This window comes from Amycolatopsis sp. NBC_00438 (genome assembly GCF_036026695.1).
Taxonomy (GTDB): Bacteria; Actinomycetota; Actinomycetes; order Mycobacteriales; family Pseudonocardiaceae; genus Amycolatopsis.
The window spans coordinates 981,851-998,987 of sequence record NZ_CP107923.1; the positions used below are offsets into that span (position 1 = coordinate 981,851).

Sequence of the window (17,137 nt, forward strand, 5' to 3'; positions counted from 1 at the left end):
CCAAGCCGAACAGGTGACCCGACGCTCCAGGTGCGTGAGCCGACGCTCCAGGTACGCGAGCCGGCCGTCCAAGTACGTGAGCCGACCCACCGGGCACGCGAACCGACTTCCCACGTACACGGCCCGACCGTCCGGGTGCGCGAGCCGACCGACCGGGTACGCGGCGCGACGCTCCAGATACGTGAGCCGACCTTCCGAGTACGCCACCCGTCCGCCCGAGTGCGCCACCCGATCGTCCAAGCACGCCGGCCGCTCGTGCGTGCCGCAGCTTCACGCTCGACGTCGGAACCGATCACCCGAGGTGCTTGAGCGCCTCCCGGCGGGACAGCCCCGACAGGCCGGGGTGATCGTCCACGAAGGACCGCACCCAGTCCGGTGCCGTCTTCGTGTAGTCCCGCAGGGCCCAGCCGATTCCCTTGCGCAGGAAGAACTCCGTCTCGGCGATCGCGGGTTCGATCGCCCAGGTGAGCAGGTCGGTGTCGGTGTCCTGCTTCGCGCCGACCTGGCAGATGATCGCCGTGCGCCGCCGCCAGAGGTCGGGGTCGGCCGCCCAGCGCAGCAGGATCGGCGTGACCTCGCCCCGGGCCGACCGCAGGATCGGGCCCACCCGCCGGATCGCCAGCTCGTCGACGTGGTCCCACCAGGCCCCGGTGACGATCATTTCCTCGTACATCGGGATCAGCCCGGGATCCTGCCACCGCCGGTACGCGCGGTATCCGGAAAGATCGACCGCCGCGTAACGCTCCTCCCGGAATTCCGCTGCTCGCCACAACGCCAGCACCGTCGCCGAATATGTCACTCGATCGGGCAGTATGTGGTCGGCGAGGACGCGGTTGAGGAGCACGCTCCGCTCCGGTTTGGCCACTCCGCGATACGGCATCGCCGACTTCATGTACGCCCGCATCACGGGTGCCTTCGCCGGATCGCCCAGCTCGGCCAGCCCCGAGCGGACCGCCTTGACCAGCCGTTCGTCCGCGGTCATCCACCCTCCCGTCGTCCCCGGTCGCCCGGAGCGTACCGAGGGCCACCGACGGTTCCGGGCGCGCGCGGATCGGGGCAGGTACCGACGAAAGGCGGATGGCGGAAGTCGTGGCGGTCAGCGAGATTGTCCAGGATTGCCGGTAGTTTCGTCGAAATCTGGCGAACTCTGTCGAATGCGGATGAAAAGGACGACTGTGAAAAGAATCGTTGCCGCTGTCGCCGCCGTGGGTCTCGCGGCCGGGCTGCTGGCCGCCGCGCCCGCCGCGTCGGCGGACCCCGGGGTGCAGTTCAGCCCCGCGCCGATCGCCTGGGGGCCGTGCGACTCGGCGAGTCTCAAGGCCGCAGGTGGCGAATGCGGCTTCCTCGAAGTGCCGATGGACTACGCCAAGCCGGGCGGGGCGAAGGTCTCCGTCGCCGTGTCGCGGATCAAGCACAAGACCGCGCAGTCCCAGGGGATCATGCTGGTGAACCCGGGCGGCCCCGGCGGGTCCGGCCTCGGGCTCTCGGTGCTCGGCAAGTACGTGCCGAACCACGCCGGTGACAACTACGACTGGATCGGCTTCGATCCGCGGGGTGTCGGGTCCAGCAAGCCCGCGATCAGCTGCGACGGGAACTACTTCAGCTACAACCGGCCGGCGTACGTGCCGACCACGCCGAAGCTGGAGAAGACCTGGCTCGACCGCTCGAAGGGGTACGCGCAGGCGTGCCGCAAGAACGGCGCGATCCTCGACCACCTGAAGACGACCGACGTCGCGCAGGACATGGACAGCCTGCGCAAGGCGCTGGGCGAGAAGCAGATCAACTACTACGGCTTCTCCTACGGCACCTACCTCGGCCAGGTGTACAGCACGATGTACCCGAAGAACGTCCGCCGGATGGTGCTCGACGGCAACGTCGACCCGCGGAAGGTCTGGTACCAGGCCAACCTCGACCAGGACGTCGCGTTCGACAAGAACATCAAGATCTACTTCGACTGGCTGGCGTCCTACGACAGCGTGTACCACCTGGGCAAGACCGGCGCTGCGGTGGAGAAGCTCTGGTACGACACCCAGCGCAAGCTCGCCAAGAACCCGGCCGGCGGGGTGATCGGCGGTGACGAGTGGACCGACGTCTTCCTGCAGGCCGGTTACTACGTCTTCGGCTGGGTCGACATGGCCCAGGCGTTCGACGGCTACGTCCACCGCGGTGACTGGCAGACGCTCAAGTCGCTGTACGACAACTCGAACCCGCCCGGCGACGACAACGGTTTCGCGGTCTACCTGGGTGTCCAGTGCACGGACGTCCAGTGGCCGACGAACTGGAACAAGTGGCGGTTCGACAACTGGCTGACCTACGCCAAGGCCCCGTTCGAGACCTGGGGCAACGCCTGGTTCAACTCGCCCTGCGTGTACTGGCCGGCGAAGGCGGGCAAGCCCGTCGACATCAACGGCAGCAAGGTCGCCGGGGCGCTCCTCATCAGCGAGGAGCTCGACGCCGCGACGCCGTACGCCGGCAGTCTCGAGGTTCGCAAGCGGTTCCCGAACTCGAGCCTGATCAGCGCGCCGGGCGGCACCACGCACGCCGGTTCGCTGTCCGGGGTGTCCTGTGTGGACGACAAGATCGCCGACTACCTGGCGACCGGCAAGCTGCCGAAGCGCCAGCCCGGCAACCACTCCGACGTCCAGTGCAGCCCGGTTCCGGCGCCGGTGCCCGACGGCGCCGCCGCGCAGAAGTCGGACAGCTCCGCGAAGGCGGCCCAGGAGAAGCAGAGCGCCTTGGCCCGGCTGCTGCACTTCTGAGCGAAAACGGCACCGCCCGCTGCCCCGGCCCGGCTCGTCCGGACCGGGGCAGCGTCTTGTCCGCAGGTGTCTCATCGTGGCCTCCCGATGACGTGGTGTGGTCGACGAGGACGCTAGGGGAGGGGTCCGACAATTTCGGAGCGGAGTCGGCCGTGAGCAGCGCGTGGCCGAAAATTGTCGGGGGTGCGCGCTAGCTTCGCGGCATGTCGATCATCGAAGAGCGCCGGACCGAGATCCGGGCACAGGAGATCATCTACCAGATCGCGGTCGCCACCAGGACGGACGAGGACCGCGCCGAACCGAACACCAGGGTGATGATCACCTTGGAAGCCGGCGGTCCCGGCGGCGAAGCGGTCGCCGAGGGCAGCCTCGACCTGGACGTCGCGGTGGCGGCCACCGTGGCCGACCTGGTCGCCGACGGCCTGCTGTCGACGACCGGCGCCGGCCGGTCGCCGCGGCGAAGATCCGCGGCCCGGCCCGCCCAGCAAGGCCGCCCGTGGAACGCGGAGATGGACGCGGAGCTGGAGAGCCGGTGGGTGGCGGGCGAGAGCGTCGCGGAGATCGCGGCGTACTTCGAGCGCACCGCCGGCGGTATCCGCGCCCGGCTGCCGCGCGTGGGCTGCGACCCGGAACACCCGGGCTGCTACCTGCCCGTGCCGCCGAGCAGACGCGTGGACCTGGACGGGGGTGAACCGGACTGAGCACGGGGCGGGCCGGTCCGGCACGCACCGGTCCGGCCCGCCACCGTGGCCGTCCGTTTCCCCGCACCCAACGGAGTTTGTCCTGATGAGTTTCGATCTCGCCGTGTGGCGCGAGTCCACGGTCGCCGAAGAAGCGGCCCTCAAGTACGCCGCTCTGACGTCCCCCGAACCGGTGGTGATCCCGGTGCACCCCCAGGCCGTCGCGTTCCACCGGGAGCTGACGGCCCGCTACCCGGACCTGGCCGACGTACCGGCCGCGGAACTCGGCAGCTGTCCGTGGTCCAGCGGCTTGACCGTCGCGGGTGACGGCGTGGTCATGTCGCTGAGCTGGTCCGCTCCCGACACCGTCGTGGGGTACGTCCAGGAGCTGGCCGAGCGGTACCGGATGGTCCTCTACGACCCGCAGGACGGAACTGTCTACCCGCCCACCGGCGGTGGGGAGTGAGCCCGGTGCCTGAGAAGCCGGGTCCGCGCGACCGCGGATCAGTCGCGCCCGCCGGTGCCCGCCAGCGCGCGGCCCGCGAGGATCTTCAGGTGGGCCACCAGTTCCGGCGGTTCTTCGACCGTGAAAGCGCAGCCCAGCCCGAGCAGGCGGAACGCGAGCCAGTCCAGGGTGTCCCCGTGGCTGCGCCAGCGGCAGCCGCCGTCCGGCAGCGGCGTCAGCTCGCCTACCGCCGTACCCAGGCGCGGGGTGATCTCGTCGGCCGGCGCGGCCAGCGTGGCCACCGCCCGGTAGGTGGGCACGAGGTCGTAGAGCCGCTCGACGACGTAGGCCGCCAGGTCCGTCGCGGGCGGCCGGCGCGGGGCACTGCGCCCGCCGGTCGCTTCGGCGGCGTGAACCCGGTCGGCGCGGAAGACCCGCCAGTCGTCCCGGTCGAGGTCGAAGGCGACCAGGTACCAGCGCCGTCCGGTGGCGACCAGCCGGAGTGGCTCGGCCCGGCGCCGGGATTCGGTCCCGTCACCCGCGCGGTAGCGGAAGCGGACCGTCTCGTGGTTGGTGATCGCGCCGGCGAACACGGTCAGCTGCGCGGGATCGACCACGGGACCGGTGGCCGGCACGGCGACGGTCGCCGTGCCGATCGTGCCCACCCGGCGGCGCAGCCGCGCGGGCAGGATCTGCTCGAGCTTGGCCAGCGCCCGCACGGACGCCTCCTCGATGCCGTCGACGGCCTGGCCCGCGGCGGTCCGCAGGCCCACGGCGATCGCGACGGCTTCGTCGTCGTCGAGCACGAGGGGCGGCATCGCGGTGCCGGCGATCAGCCGGTAGCCACCCATGACCCCGCGGCTGGCCTCGACCGGGTAGCCGAGCTCGCGCAACCGCTCGACGTCCCGGCGGATCGTGCGCGGGCTGACCCCGAGCCGCTCGGCCAGTTCGCTGCCCGGCCACTCCCGCGGGATCTGGAGCAGCGAAAGCAGGCCGAGCAGCCGCGCCGGGGTGTCCGTCATCGGCACAGCATCCCAAGAGCCCCGTTCCCGGTGCCGCGCGGTGGCGGGCACCACTTCCCGGTCAACTTGTTTGTTTAGTCTTGCAAGGGTGTGCATAATCATGCGTATGACGGTGAACATCGCGGTGGCCGGAGCCAGCGGGTACGCGGGTGGCGAACTCCTGCGCCTGCTGCTGACCCATCCCGGGGTCGAGATCGGCACGCTCACGGCGGCCAGCAGCGCCGGCACGAAGCTCGGCGTCCACCAGCCGCACCTGGTCCCGCTGGCCGACCGCGTCCTGGCGGAGACGACGCCGGAGACCCTGGCCGGCCACGACGTCGTTTTCCTGGCCCTGCCCCACGGGCATTCCGCCGCGATCGCGGCGCGGCTCGGCCCGGACGTCCTGGTGGTCGACCTCGGCGCCGACCACCGGCTGGCCGACCCGGCCGACTGGCAGCGCTGGTACGGCGGCGACCACGCCGGCCAGTGGCCGTACGGCCTTCCCGAGCTGCCCGGCGCGCGAGAGAAGCTCACCGGCACGAAGCGCGTCGCCGTACCGGGCTGCTTCCCGACCGGCGGCTCGCTCGCCCTCGCGCCGGCCTTGGCCGCCGGCCTGATCGAGCCCGACGTGACGGTCGTCGCGGTCACGGGCACCTCCGGCGCGGGCAAGAGCCTGAAGCCGAACCTGCTCGGCTCCGAGGTGATGGGCTCGGCGAGCGCGTACGGCGTCGGCGGCGCCCACCGCCACACCCCGGAGTTCGCCCAGAACCTCTCGGCCGTCGCGGGGGAGAAGGTCACCGTGTCCTTCACCCCGGTCCTCGCGCCGATGCCCCGCGGCATCCTGACCACCGCGAGCGCCCCGCTCAAGGACGGCGTCGACGAGACCGCGGCCCGCGCGGCCTACGAAAAGGCCTACGACGCGGAGCCGTTCGTCCAGGTCCTGCCCGAAGGCGCCTGGCCGACCACTTCCGCGACGCTCGGCTCGAACAACGTCCAGCTGCAGGTCACGGTCGACACCGACGCACGGCGCCTGGTCGTCGTCGCCGCCATCGACAACCTGACCAAGGGCACCGCGGGCGGTGCCGTCCAGTCCATGAACCTGGCCCTCGGCCTCCCCGAGACCACCGGGCTTTCCACCGTAGGAGTGGCACCGTGACCGTCACCGGCCCCCAGGGCTTCCGCGCCGCCGGCATCGCCGCCGGGATCAAGGCGTCCGGCGCGCTCGACTTCACTCTGGTCGTCAACGACGGCCCGCTCGACGTCGCCGCGGGCGTGTTCACGCGCAACGTGATCAAGGCCGCGCCCGTGCTGTGGTCGCAGGAGGTGCTCAAGCAGCAGCGGCTCAAGGCCGTCGTCCTCAACTCCGGCGGCGCCAACGCGGCCACCGGTCCCGGCGGCTTCCAGGACACCCACGCCACGGCCGAGAAGGTCGCCGAGGTGCTCGGCGCCGGCGCGATCGAGGTCGCCGTCTGCTCCACCGGCCTGATCGGCGAACGGCTGCCGATGGACGCCGTGCTGGCCGGGGTGGACACGGCCGTCAAGGCGCTCGACGCGAGCGACGAGGCGGGCCTGAACGCCGCCACCGGCGTGATGACCACCGACACGAAACCGAAGCAGGCCTTCGCGAAGCACGACGCCGGCTGGAGCGTCGGCGGGTTCGCCAAGGGCGCGGGCATGCTCGCCCCGAACCTCGCCACGATGCTCTCGGTCCTCACCACCGACGCCGTGGCGGACAAGGAAACCCTCGACCGCGCCCTGCGCGCGGCCACCCACGTCACGTTCGACCGCCTCGACGTCGACGGCGGCACGTCCACCAACGACACGGTGCTGGTCCTGGCTTCCGGCGCGAGCGGCGTCGAGCCCACCGAGGCGGAGCTGACCGAGCTGCTCACCGCGGTCAGCCACGACCTGGTGCTCCAGCTGCGCGCCGACTCCGAAGGCGCGACGAAGGACGTCGACATCACCGTCCAGGGCGCGGAGTCGGAGGCCGACGCGATCGCCGTCGCCCGCACGATCGCCGAGGACAACCTGGTCAAGACGGCACTCTTCGGCTCCGACCCCAACTGGGGCCGGATCGCCATGGCGCTCGGCCGCGTCCCGGCCCGCATCGACCCGGAGACCGTGTCGATCGCGGTCAACGGCGTCACGCTGTTCGCGAAGGGGATGCCGGCCGCCGACCGGTCCGAAGCGGACCTCACCGGCCGCGCCATCGAGATCGTCGTCGACCTGGGAGTCGGGCCGGCCACGTCCACCGTCTACACCACCGATCTTTCGCACGGTTACGTCGAAGAGAACAGCGCGTACTCCTCATGAGCGGCTCGGAGGCCCTGATTTCCGCGGACGAGAGACTGGCGACGGCGGCCGAGAAGGCCGGGGTGCTCATCGAGGCGCTGCCGTGGCTGCAGCGGTTCCACGGCGCCACCGTGGTGGTGAAGTACGGCGGCAACGCCATGATCGACGACGAGCTGAAGGCGGCCTTCGCCGAGGACATGGTGTTCCTCCGCCTGGCCGGCCTGCGTCCGGTCGTGGTGCACGGCGGCGGCCCGCAGATCACCGCGATGCTCAACCGGCTCGGGGTGCCCGGCGAGTTCAAGGGCGGCCTGCGCGTCACCACGCCGGAGACGATGGACATCGTCCGGATGGTGCTCACCGGCCAGGTCAGCCGCGAGCTGGTCGGGCTGATCAACGCCCACGGGCCGTACGCGGTCGGCATCTCCGGCGAGGACGCCCGGCTGTTCACCGCCGAGCGCAAACAGGCCACCGTGGACGGTGAACAAGTCGACATCGGCCTGGTGGGCGAGGTCGCCGAGGTCAACCCGGACGCGGTCCTCGACATCGTCAACGCCGGGCGCATCCCGGTGGTGTCCACCGTCGCCCCGGACGTCGACGGCGTGGTCCACAACGTCAACGCCGACACCGCCGCCGGCGCGCTGGCGGCCGCGCTGGGCGCCGAAAAGCTCGTCGTGCTCACCGACGTCGAAGGCCTGTACGCGGACTGGCCGGACCGGTCGTCGCTGATCGACCGCATCCGCGTCGACCACCTCGAACCGATGCTGCCCACCCTGGCCAGCGGCATGATCCCGAAGATGGAGGCGTGCGTGCGCGCCATCCGCGGCGGGGTGCGCCGGGCGCACGTGATCGACGGCAGGCTCGCCCATTCGGTGCTGCTGGAGGTCTTCACCTCTCGTGGCGTCGGCACCATGGTCTTCCCCGAAACGGAGCTCCCGTGACCGACCTCAAGTCCAATGTGGACGGCCAGCAGCACTGGAAGTCCGCCCTGATGGACAACTACGGCACCCCCGCACTGACGCTCGTCCGCGGCGAGGGCGCGAAGGTGTGGGACGCCGACGGCAAGGAGTACGTCGACCTGGTCGGCGGCATCGCCGTCAACGCGCTCGGCCACGCGCACCCCGCGATCGTCGCCGCGGTCACCGAGCAGATCTCGCGGCTCGGCCACACGTCGAACCTGTACGTCAACCCGGTCGCCGTCGAGCTCGCCGAGGCGCTGCTCGACGTGGCCGGCGTGCACGGCAACGGCAAGGTGCTGTTCGTCAACTCCGGTGCCGAAGCGAACGAAGCGGCGTTGAAGATCAGCCGGCTGACCGGGCGCACCAAGGTGATCGCGGCCGAAGGCGCGTTCCACGGCCGGACCATGGGCGCGCTGACGCTCACCGGGCAGCCCGGCAAGCGCGACCCGTTCAAACCACTGGTACCCGGGGTCGAGCACGTGCCGTTCGGCGACGTCGCGGCGCTCAAAGCCGCCGTCGACACCGACACCGCGGCCGTGTTCCTGGAGCCGGTGCTCGGCGAGGCCGGCGTGATCCCGGCACCGGACGGCTACTTGCAGGCCGCGCGCGAGATCACCAAGGCCACCGGCACGCTGCTGGTGCTCGACGAGGTGCAGACCGGTCTCGGCCGGCTCGGCACCTGGTTCGGCTACCAGCAGGCCGGCATCGTGCCGGACGTGATCACCCTGGCCAAGGGCCTCGGCGGCGGCCTGCCGCTCGGCGCCGTGATCGGCGTCGGCGCGGCGGCCGACCTGCTCAAGCCCGGCCAGCACGGCACCACCTTCGGCGGCAACCCCGTCTGCTGCGCGGCCGGCCTGGCCGTGCTCCGGACCATCGCCGCGGACAACCTCCTCGACCACGTCTCCGCGCTGGGCAAGGACATCGCGGCCGGTGTCGAGGCGCTCGGCCACCCGCTGGTCGCCGGCGTGCGGGGCAGCGGCCTGCTGCTCGGGATCGCGCTGCGCCGGCCGGTCTCCGGCGTGGTCGGCACGGCGATGCAGGACGCCGGCTACCTCGTCAACCCGGTCGCCCCGGACACGATCCGGCTCGCGCCGCCGCTCGTGCTCGACGCTGGTCAGGCCGAGGGCTTCCTCGCCGCCCTCCCGAACGCGCTCGACTCCACCACGAAGGACTCCGACTGATGCCCCGCCACTTCCTCCGCGACGACGACGTCAGTCCCGCCGAGCAGAAAGCCATCCTCGACCTCGCCGACGCGCTGAAGGCCGACCCGCTCGCCAACCGCACGCTGGCCGGCAAGTCCGTCACGGCGATCTTCGAGAAGAACTCGACCCGTACCCGCTTCTCGTTCGAGGTCGGCATCAGCCAGCTCGGCGGGCACCCGGTGATCGTCGACGGCCGGTCGATGCAACTGGGCCGCGAAGAGACGATCGAGGACACTTCGCGCGTGCTGTCGCGGTACGTGGACGCGATCGTCTGGCGGACCTTCGCGCAGAAGCGCATCGAGGCGATGGCCTCGGCCGCGTCGATCCCGGTCGTCAACGCGCTGACCGACGAGTTCCACCCGTGCCAGGTGCTCACCGACCTGATGACGATCCGCGAGCGCAAAGGCGAGCTCGCCGGGCTCACCCTCGTCTACCTGGGCGACGGCGCCAACAACATGGCGCACTCGCTGCTGCTCGGCGGCGTCACCGCCGGGATGCACGTCCGCGTGGTCTCGCCGCTCGGCTTCCAACCCGACCAGCAGGTCATCCTCGACGCCAAGACACGCGGCGAGGAGACCGGCGGCACGGCCACGGTGTTCACCGACCCGTACGACGCGGTGGCCGGGGCCGACGTGCTCGTCACCGACACCTGGACGTCGATGGGGCAGGAGAACGACGGCCTCGACCGGATCGGCCCGTTCCGCGCCCTCCAGGTCAACACCGAGCTGCTGAAGAAGGCCGCGGACGACGCGATCGTGCTCCACTGCCTGCCGGCGCACCGCGGCTGGGAGATCACCGACGAGGTGCTCGACGGCCCGGCCAGTGCGGTGTGGGACGAAGCCGAGAACCGGCTGCACGCCCAGAAGGCGTTGCTGGTCTGGCTGTTCGAAGAGAGCCGACCGGAAAAGAGCCGACCGTGACCAGCAGCCGGGTGGGGCGGCAGGCCAGGATCACCGAGCTGGTGTCGTCCACGACCATCCGCAGCCAGACCGAGCTCGCGAAACTGCTGGCCGCCGAGGGCATCGACGTCACCCAGGCGACGCTGTCGCGCGACCTCGACGAGCTGGGCGCGGTCAAGCTGCGCGGCCCGGACTCCGGCGCGCCGGTCTACGTGATCCCCGAGGACGGCAGCCCGGTCCGCGGGGTTCAGGGCGGTACGTCACGCTTGTCCCGGCTGCTCGCCGAGCTGATGGTCTCGGCCGACTCGTCGGGCAACCTGATGGTCCTGCGGACCCCGCCGGGCGCGGCGCAGTTCCTGGCCAGCGCCATCGACCGGGCGGCGCTGGAGGAGGTCGTCGGCTCGATCGCGGGTGACGACACGGTCGCCGTCATCGCCCGGGAACCGTTGTCCGGCAAGGAACTCGCCGAACGCTTCGCCGCGCTGGCCCAGCGCTCGGTCACAGAACACGGAGACGAGACAACGCCATGATCGTGCTCGCCGGTGCCGGTGGGGAGCTCACCTTCGCGGCCGCGAAGCTCGCCGAGGAGACCGGAGCCGAGGTCGTGACGCTCGCCGTCGACCTCGGCGGCCACCCGCCGGCCGGCGGCTCGATCCGCGACGTGACCGCCTTCGCGGACGACCACTGCCTTCCGGCGATCCAGGCCAACGCGCTCGTCACCGGGCTGGCGTGGCCGGCGGTCGTCCGCCGCCTGGCCGACGCGGCCCGGCGGCACGGCGCCACGACCGTCGCCCACGGGTACACCGGGCGCGGTGAGCGCCGGTTCGCGGCCGGGATGGCCGCCGTGGCGCCCGACCTCCGCGTGCTCGCGGTGCCCGGCGTGCCCGCGGCCGAGCGGACCCTCTGGGGGTACGTGGCCGAACCCGCGGACCGGTGGCGGTTCCCCGCGGACGGGGAGTTCCTCGCCCCGGAGGAGGTCACCGTGACCTTCGACAGCGGGGTACCGGTGGCGGTCGACGGCGAGACGGTTTCGGTCGCCGGAGCGCTCCGGAGGCTGAACCGCCGGGCGGCGGCACAGGGCGCCGGGAAGTACCGGACCGAAGACGGGCGGACGTTCGCGGCTCCGGGCGCGCTCGCGCTGGTCACGGCGCACCGCGCGCTGGAAAGCGGCACCCTCGAGCCGGCGCTGGCCCGGTTCAAGCGGCAGGTCGACCGCGAATGGACCACGCTGGTCCGCGACGGGCAGTGGTTCTCACCGCTGAAGCACGCGTTGGACAGCTTCGTCGCCGAAGCGCAGGAGACGGTCTCGGGCGAAGTGCGGCTGTTGCTGCACGACGGCCGCGTCACCGCGCTCGACCCGCGTGCCGACGAGACCGCGGCCGAGCACGTCGCGCGGCCCGGCAGGATCACCGCGCAAGCCTGAACCACACACGGAAACAGATCTAGGAGAAGCGAGAACAGTGAGCGGGAACGAGCAGCCGGTGCAGCTGTGGGGCGGCCGGTTCGCCAGCGGTCCGGCGGAGGCCATGGCGGCGCTGAGCGCGTCAACGCACTTCGACTGGCGACTGGCGCCCTACGACATCGCCGGGTCCCGCGCGCACGCGCGCGTGCTGAGCAAGGCGGGCCTGCTCACCGGCGACGAGCTGGCCGGGATGCTGACCGCGCTGGACACCCTCGCCCAGGACGTCGCCTCGGGGGCGTTCACCCCGACGATCGCCGACGAGGACGTGCACACGGCGCTCGAGCGCGGGCTGCTGGAGCGGGCGGGCACCGACCTCGGCGGCAAGCTGCGCGCAGGCCGGTCGCGCAACGACCAGGTGGCGACCCTCTTCCGGATGTGGCTGCGGGACGCCGCCCGCCGGGTCGTCGCCGGCACCCTCGACATCATCGACGCGCTGGTCTCGCAGGCCAAGCGGCACCCGGACGCGATCCTGCCCGGCCGCACGCACCTGCAGCACGCCCAGCCGGTGCTGCTCGCGCACCACCTGATGGCCCACGGCCAGGCGCTGCTGCGCGACGTCTCGCGGCTGCAGGACTGGGACGCCCGCACGGCCGAGTCGCCGTACGGCTCGGGCGCGCTGGCCGGCTCGTCGCTGGGGCTCGACCCGGAGGCGGTCGCCGAGGAGCTCGGCTTCGCGACCAGCGTCGAGAACTCCATCGACGGCACCGCCTCGCGCGACTTCGTCGCCGAGTTCGCCTTCGCTGTCTCGATGCTGGCGATCAACCTGTCCCGGATCGCCGAAGAGGTGATCATCTGGAACACCGCCGAGTTCGGCTACGTGACGCTGGACGACGCCTGGGCCACCGGCAGCTCGATCATGCCGCAGAAGAAGAACCCGGACGTCGCCGAGCTGACCCGCGGCAAGGCGGGCCGGCTCATCGGCAACCTCACCGGCCTGCTGGCGACGCTGAAGGCGCAGCCGCTGGCCTACAACCGGGACCTGCAGGAGGACAAGGAGCCGGTGTTCGACTCGGTCGAGCAGCTCGAGCTCCTGTTCCCGGCCATCGCCGGGATGCTCGCCACCCTGACCTTCCACACCGACCGGCTCGCCGAGCTGGCCCCGGCCGGGTTCACGCTGGCCACCGACATCGCGGAGTGGCTGGTGCGCCAAGGCATCCCCTTCCGCGTCGCGCACGAGGCGGCGGGCGAGAGCGTTCGCGTCGCCGAGTCGCGCGGTGTCGGCCTGGACGAGCTCACCGACGAGGAGTTCGAGAAGATCAACCCGGCGTTGACCCCCGCGGTGCGGGAGGTCCTGACCGTCGAAGGCTCGGTGAAGTCCCGTGACGCGCGGGGCGGCACCGCGCCGGTCCGCGTGGCCGAGCAGCGCGCGCGCCTCGAAGAGCGGGTCACCGCCGCCCGGCACTGGCTGAACTGAGCCGACGAGCCGGGCCGGCGGCACCGCCGGCCCGGCTCGTCGGGCTGGCGCACGACTTCCCGGAGGAGGGGACGCTTGAGCGGCGACGCAGGCCGGTTGTTCACCCGCGCCGAACTGGCACTGGACCCGGTCGACCTGGCCCACCTGCTGCTCGGGTCCGTGCTGGAGGCGACCGGGCCCGACGGCACCGTCGGCGTCCGGCTGGTCGAGGTCGAGGCCTACCGCGGCGAGGACGATCCGGCGTCGCACTGCTACCGCGGCCGGACCCCGCGCAACGCGGTCATGTGGGGTCCCGCGGGGCACCTCTACGTGTACTTCGTCTACGGGATGCACTTCTGCGCGAACGTCGTCGGCACCCACGAGGACATGCCGGGCGCGGTCCTGCTGCGAGCCGGCGAAGTCGTCTCGGGTCTCGACGTCGTCCGCAAGCGGCGCCCGAACGCCCGGGGGACCGGCGAGCTGGCCAAGGGCCCGGCGATCCTCACGTCCGTGCTGCGCGTCGACCGTGAGCAGAACGGCGTCGACCTGACCGACCCGGCGTCGCCGGTGCGGCTGTACGTCGGCGAGCGCGTACCGGCCGAACGGATCCGGGTCGGCCCCCGCGTCGGCGTCGCGACGGCGATCGACACGCCGTGGCGGTTCTGGGACGGCGCCTCCGCGGCCGTGTCCACCTACCGCCGCGGCGGGAAGCGCCGGGTCCGACCCGCCAGTTAGTCGGTTGACCTGGTGCGGGAGGATCTACAGGCGTGAGCGAACACATCCTCGACGAGCTGTCCTGGCGCGGCCTCATCGCGCAGTCCACCGACATCGACGCCCTCCGGCGCGAGCTCGACCAGGGTCCTGTGACGCTCTATTGCGGTTTCGACCCCACCGCGCCCAGCCTGCACGCCGGCAACCTCGTCCCGCTGCTCATGCTCAAGCGGTTCCAGCGCGCCGGGCACCGGCCGATCGTGCTGGCCGGCGGCGCGACCGGGATGATCGGCGACCCGCGGGACACCGGTGAGCGCACCCTGAACACCCTCGACGTCGTCGCCGAGTGGGCCGGGCGCATCCGCGGCCAGCTGGAGCGGTTCGTCGACTTCGACGACAGCCCGATCGGCGCGGTCGTCGAGAACAACCTCAACTGGACCGGCCAGCAGAACGTCCTGGAGTTCCTGCGCGACGTCGGGAAGCACTTCTCGATCAACGTCATGCTCAACCGGGAGACGGTCAAGCGCCGGCTCGAGAGCGACGGCATGTCGTACACCGAGTTCAGCTACCTGCTCCTGCAGTCGCAGGACTACCAGCAGCTCTACCGCCATTACGGCTGCAAGCTGCAGGTCGGCGGGTCCGACCAGTGGGGCAACCTCGTCGGCGGGGTGGACCTGATCCGCCGCACCGAAGGGGCGGGCGTGCACGCGCTGACCGCGCCGCTGGTCACCGACGCCGAGGGCCGCAAGTTCGGCAAGTCCACCGGCGGCGGCAACCTGTGGCTCGACCCGGACATGACCTCGCCGTACGCCTGGTACCAGTACTTCGTCAACGTGGGTGACGCCGACGTGGTCCGCTACCTGCGGATGTTCACGTTCCTCGACCAGGAGGAGATCGCCGCGCTGGCCGAGGACACCGAACAACGGCCCCACCTGCGCTCCGCGCAGAAACGGCTGGCTGAGGAGTTCACCAGCCTGGTGCACGGCGAGGACCAGACCCGGCAGGTGATCAACGCCAGCCAGGCCCTGTTCGGCCGCGGCGAGCTGGCCGACCTCGACGAGCGCACGCTCGACGCGGCCATGGCCGAGGTCCCGAACGGGAAGGTCGACTCGTCCGGGGAGGCGACGATCGTCGACCTGCTGCTGGCCGGGGGACTGGTCGACAGCAAGGGCGCCGCGCGTCGCACGGTGAAGGAAGGCGGCGCGTACGTGAACAACGTGAAGATCGCCGACGAGGAGTGGAAGCCCGCTTCGGAGGACGCGCTCCACGGCAAGTGGCTCGTCGTCCGCCGGGGCCGGCGCAACGTCGCCGGCGTCGCGCTCGGCGGCTAGCCGGCTCCGTGGCCCGAAACAGGGGTCTGACCTGCGGGAACGCGGTTAAGGTACCCCCCTGTTTCGGGCCCCGGAAGGCCATGTAAAGTTCTCCAAGTCGCCAGGGAAACCGGGCGGCGGGGACACGAACCAAGCTCTCGCAGAAGCGATTGAGTGGGTGTCCCACCAAAATAGCTTGAAACAATCGCCGAGGTTGAGCCCGCGGGTAACGTGGGTGATTCCAGAGTGTGTTGCTTGAGAACTCAACAGTGTGCTAGTGAACTAAGCCAGTAGAGCTTATGTTTTGAAACCTCGTATGAGGTTCCTTTGAGAGCATTAATTTGCCTCGATTAAACTATTCATTGATGGAGAGTTTGATCCTGGCTCAGGACGAACGCTGGCGGCGTGCTTAACACATGCAAGTCGAACGATGAAGCCTTCGGGTGGATTAGTGGCGAACGGGTGAGTAACACGTGGGTAATCTGCCCTGCACTCTGGGATAAGCCTTGGAAACGAGGTCTAATACCGGATATCACAACTTTTCGCATGGAGAGTTGTTGAAAGTTCAGGCGGTGCAGGATGAACCCGCGGCCTATCAGCTTGTTGGTGGGGTAATGGCCTACCAAGGCGACGACGGGTAGCCGGCCTGAGAGGGTGACCGGCCACACTGGGACTGAGACACGGCCCAGACTCCTACGGGAGGCAGCAGTGGGGAATATTGCACAATGGGCGAAAGCCTGATGCAGCGACGCCGCGTGAGGGATGACGGCCTTCGGGTTGTAAACCTCTTTCGCCAGGGACGAAGCGCAAGTGACGGTACCTGGATAAGAAGCACCGGCTAACTACGTGCCAGCAGCCGCGGTAATACGTAGGGTGCAAGCGTTGTCCGGATTTATTGGGCGTAAAGAGCTCGTAGGCGGTTTGTCGCGTCGGCTGTGAAATCTGGAGGCTTAACCTTCAGCGTGCAGTCGATACGGGCAGACTTGAGTTCGGTAGGGGAGACTGGAATTCCTGGTGTAGCGGTGAAATGCGCAGATATCAGGAGGAACACCGGTGGCGAAGGCGGGTCTCTGGGCCGATACTGACGCTGAGGAGCGAAAGCGTGGGGAGCGAACAGGATTAGATACCCTGGTAGTCCACGCTGTAAACGGTGGGTGCTAGGTGTGGGCGACATTCCACGTTGTCCGTGCCGTAGCTAACGCATTAAGCACCCCGCCTGGGGAGTACGGCCGCAAGGCTAAAACTCAAAGGAATTGACGGGGGCCCGCACAAGCGGCGGAGCATGTGGATTAATTCGATGCAACGCGAAGAACCTTACCTGGGCTTGACATGCGCCAGACATCCCCAGAGATGGGGCTTCCCTTGTGGTTGGTGTACAGGTGGTGCATGGCTGTCGTCAGCTCGTGTCGTGAGATGTTGGGTTAAGTCCCGCAACGAGCGCAACCCTTATCCTACGTTGCCAGCGCGTTATGGCGGGGACTCGTGGGAGACTGCCGGGGTCAACTCGGAGGAAGGTGGGGATGACGTCAAGTCATCATGCCCCTTATGTCCAGGGCTTCACACATGCTACAATGGCTGGTACAGAGGGCTGCGATACCGCGAGGTGGAGCGAATCCCTTAAAGCCGGTCTCAGTTCGGATCGCAGTCTGCAACTCGACTGCGTGAAGTCGGAGTCGCTAGTAATCGCAGATCAGCAACGCTGCGGTGAATACGTTCCCGGGCCTTGTACACACCGCCCGTCACGTCATGAAAGTCGGTAACACCCGAAGCCCATGGCCCAACCCTTCGGGGAGGGAGTGGTCGAAGGTGGGACTGGCGATTGGGACGAAGTCGTAACAAGGTAGCCGTACCGGAAGGTGCGGCTGGATCACCTCCTTTCTAAGGAGCACAACACATCCACTCGGCCGGGATACCCGGAACCACCGTGGTGGGGTGGGCACGGTTTAACACTCGAATGCAGTGTTGCCGGGCTTGCTCAAGGAATTGTGGAACTACTGGTTATGGTCACTCTTGGTTGGCAATGCCTC

General features: G+C 69.9%; 15 protein-coding genes and 1 rRNA gene. 14 read left to right on the forward strand and 2 right to left on the reverse strand.

The features are described from left to right. Positions 1 to 292: 292 nt before the first annotated feature. Complete coding sequence (locus OG494_RS04720) at positions 293 to 982, reverse strand: DNA alkylation repair protein (RefSeq protein WP_328452290.1); 690 nt, start codon at positions 980 to 982, stop codon at positions 293 to 295. Between the two features lie 193 nt (positions 983 to 1,175). Here OG494_RS04720 and OG494_RS04725 point away from each other — a divergent pair, with 193 nt between their 5' ends. From OG494_RS04725 to OG494_RS04735, 3 genes are all read left to right on the forward strand, one after another. Continuing rightward, complete coding sequence (locus tag OG494_RS04725) at positions 1,176 to 2,759, forward strand: alpha/beta hydrolase (protein ID WP_328452292.1); 1,584 nt, start codon at positions 1,176 to 1,178, stop codon at positions 2,757 to 2,759. Positions 2,760 to 2,962: 203 nt separating this feature from the next. After that, entirely contained in the window at positions 2,963 to 3,460 is a 498-nt protein-coding gene (locus OG494_RS04730) for a helix-turn-helix domain containing protein (RefSeq protein WP_328452294.1), read from the forward strand. Positions 3,461 to 3,545: 85 nt separating this feature from the next. Continuing rightward, entirely contained in the window at positions 3,546 to 3,905 is a 360-nt protein-coding gene (locus OG494_RS04735; RefSeq protein ID WP_328452296.1) for a hypothetical protein, read from the forward strand. A 38-nt stretch (positions 3,906 to 3,943) separates the two neighbouring features. On the opposite strand, the gene OG494_RS04740 is transcribed toward OG494_RS04735, so the two are convergent. Then, the gene (locus tag OG494_RS04740) at positions 3,944 to 4,906 is read right to left on the reverse strand and encodes a helix-turn-helix transcriptional regulator (protein ID WP_328452298.1); all 963 of its coding nucleotides are present in this window, start codon (positions 4,904 to 4,906) and stop codon (positions 3,944 to 3,946) included. A 106-nt stretch (positions 4,907 to 5,012) separates the two neighbouring features. Here OG494_RS04740 and argC point away from each other — a divergent pair, with 106 nt between their 5' ends. The 11 genes from argC to OG494_RS04795 all read left to right on the forward strand — a co-directional run bounded on the left by argC (position 5,013) and on the right by OG494_RS04795 (position 16,988). Continuing rightward, positions 5,013 to 6,041 (forward strand): N-acetyl-gamma-glutamyl-phosphate reductase, encoded by a 1,029-nt coding sequence (argC, locus tag OG494_RS04745; protein WP_328452300.1) that lies wholly within the window; start codon positions 5,013 to 5,015, stop codon positions 6,039 to 6,041. After that, positions 6,038 to 7,198 carry a bifunctional glutamate N-acetyltransferase/amino-acid acetyltransferase ArgJ gene (gene argJ / locus OG494_RS04750; RefSeq protein WP_328452302.1) on the forward strand — a complete coding sequence of 387 codons (1,161 nt, stop codon included), beginning with the start codon at positions 6,038 to 6,040 and terminating at the stop codon, positions 7,196 to 7,198. The genes argC and argJ overlap by 4 nt, the downstream gene beginning before the upstream one ends. After that, entirely contained in the window at positions 7,195 to 8,115 is a 921-nt protein-coding gene (gene argB, locus OG494_RS04755; protein WP_328452304.1) for an acetylglutamate kinase, read from the forward strand. The genes argJ and argB overlap by 4 nt, the downstream gene beginning before the upstream one ends. Beyond that, positions 8,112 to 9,314, forward strand: a complete 1,203-nt coding sequence (locus tag OG494_RS04760; protein ID WP_328452306.1) for an acetylornithine transaminase — start codon at positions 8,112 to 8,114, stop codon at positions 9,312 to 9,314. Before argB ends, OG494_RS04760 begins: the two co-directional genes overlap by 4 nt. Further along, the gene (gene argF, locus OG494_RS04765; protein WP_328452308.1) at positions 9,314 to 10,255 is read left to right on the forward strand and encodes an ornithine carbamoyltransferase; all 942 of its coding nucleotides are present in this window, start codon (positions 9,314 to 9,316) and stop codon (positions 10,253 to 10,255) included. The genes OG494_RS04760 and argF overlap by 1 nt, the downstream gene beginning before the upstream one ends. Beyond that, a complete protein-coding gene (locus OG494_RS04770; protein ID WP_247054004.1) occupies positions 10,252 to 10,764 on the forward strand; it encodes an arginine repressor in 513 nt (170 codons plus the stop codon). Before argF ends, OG494_RS04770 begins: the two co-directional genes overlap by 4 nt. Beyond that, positions 10,761 to 11,657: an argininosuccinate synthase domain-containing protein gene (locus tag OG494_RS04775; RefSeq protein ID WP_328452312.1), complete on the forward strand. Its 897-nt coding sequence runs from the start codon at positions 10,761 to 10,763 to the stop codon at positions 11,655 to 11,657. The genes OG494_RS04770 and OG494_RS04775 overlap by 4 nt, the downstream gene beginning before the upstream one ends. A 37-nt stretch (positions 11,658 to 11,694) precedes the next feature. Then, positions 11,695 to 13,110: an argininosuccinate lyase gene (argH, locus tag OG494_RS04780; RefSeq protein WP_328452314.1), complete on the forward strand. Its 1,416-nt coding sequence runs from the start codon at positions 11,695 to 11,697 to the stop codon at positions 13,108 to 13,110. Positions 13,111 to 13,185: 75 nt separating this feature from the next. Continuing rightward, positions 13,186 to 13,824, forward strand: coding sequence for a DNA-3-methyladenine glycosylase (locus tag OG494_RS04785; RefSeq protein WP_328452316.1), 639 nt, complete (start codon positions 13,186 to 13,188; stop codon positions 13,822 to 13,824). Positions 13,825 to 13,856: 32 nt separating this feature from the next. Beyond that, positions 13,857 to 15,131 carry a tyrosine--tRNA ligase gene (tyrS, locus tag OG494_RS04790; protein ID WP_328452318.1) on the forward strand — a complete coding sequence of 425 codons (1,275 nt, stop codon included), beginning with the start codon at positions 13,857 to 13,859 and terminating at the stop codon, positions 15,129 to 15,131. A 341-nt stretch (positions 15,132 to 15,472) separates the two neighbouring features. Beyond that, a 16S ribosomal RNA gene (locus OG494_RS04795) occupies positions 15,473 to 16,988 on the forward strand. Positions 16,989 to 17,137: the final 149 nt, after the last annotated feature.

Excerpts from the sequence above, each read along its gene's own strand:
- OG494_RS04720 (WP_328452290.1), bottom strand. The coding sequence starts at position 982 with ATGACCGCGGACGAACGGCTGGTCAAGGCGGTCCGCTCGGGGCTGGCC.
- OG494_RS04730 (WP_328452294.1), top strand. The coding sequence starts at position 2,963 with ATGTCGATCATCGAAGAGCGCCGGACCGAGATCCGGGCACAGGAGATC.
- OG494_RS04735 (WP_328452296.1), top strand. The coding sequence starts at position 3,546 with ATGAGTTTCGATCTCGCCGTGTGGCGCGAGTCCACGGTCGCCGAAGAA.
- OG494_RS04740 (WP_328452298.1), bottom strand. The coding sequence starts at position 4,906 with ATGACGGACACCCCGGCGCGGCTGCTCGGCCTGCTTTCGCTGCTCCAG.
- argC (WP_328452300.1), top strand. The coding sequence starts at position 5,013 with ATGACGGTGAACATCGCGGTGGCCGGAGCCAGCGGGTACGCGGGTGGC.
- argB (WP_328452304.1), top strand. The coding sequence starts at position 7,195 with ATGAGCGGCTCGGAGGCCCTGATTTCCGCGGACGAGAGACTGGCGACG.
- argF (WP_328452308.1), top strand. The coding sequence starts at position 9,314 with ATGCCCCGCCACTTCCTCCGCGACGACGACGTCAGTCCCGCCGAGCAG.
- OG494_RS04775 (WP_328452312.1), top strand. The coding sequence starts at position 10,761 with ATGATCGTGCTCGCCGGTGCCGGTGGGGAGCTCACCTTCGCGGCCGCG.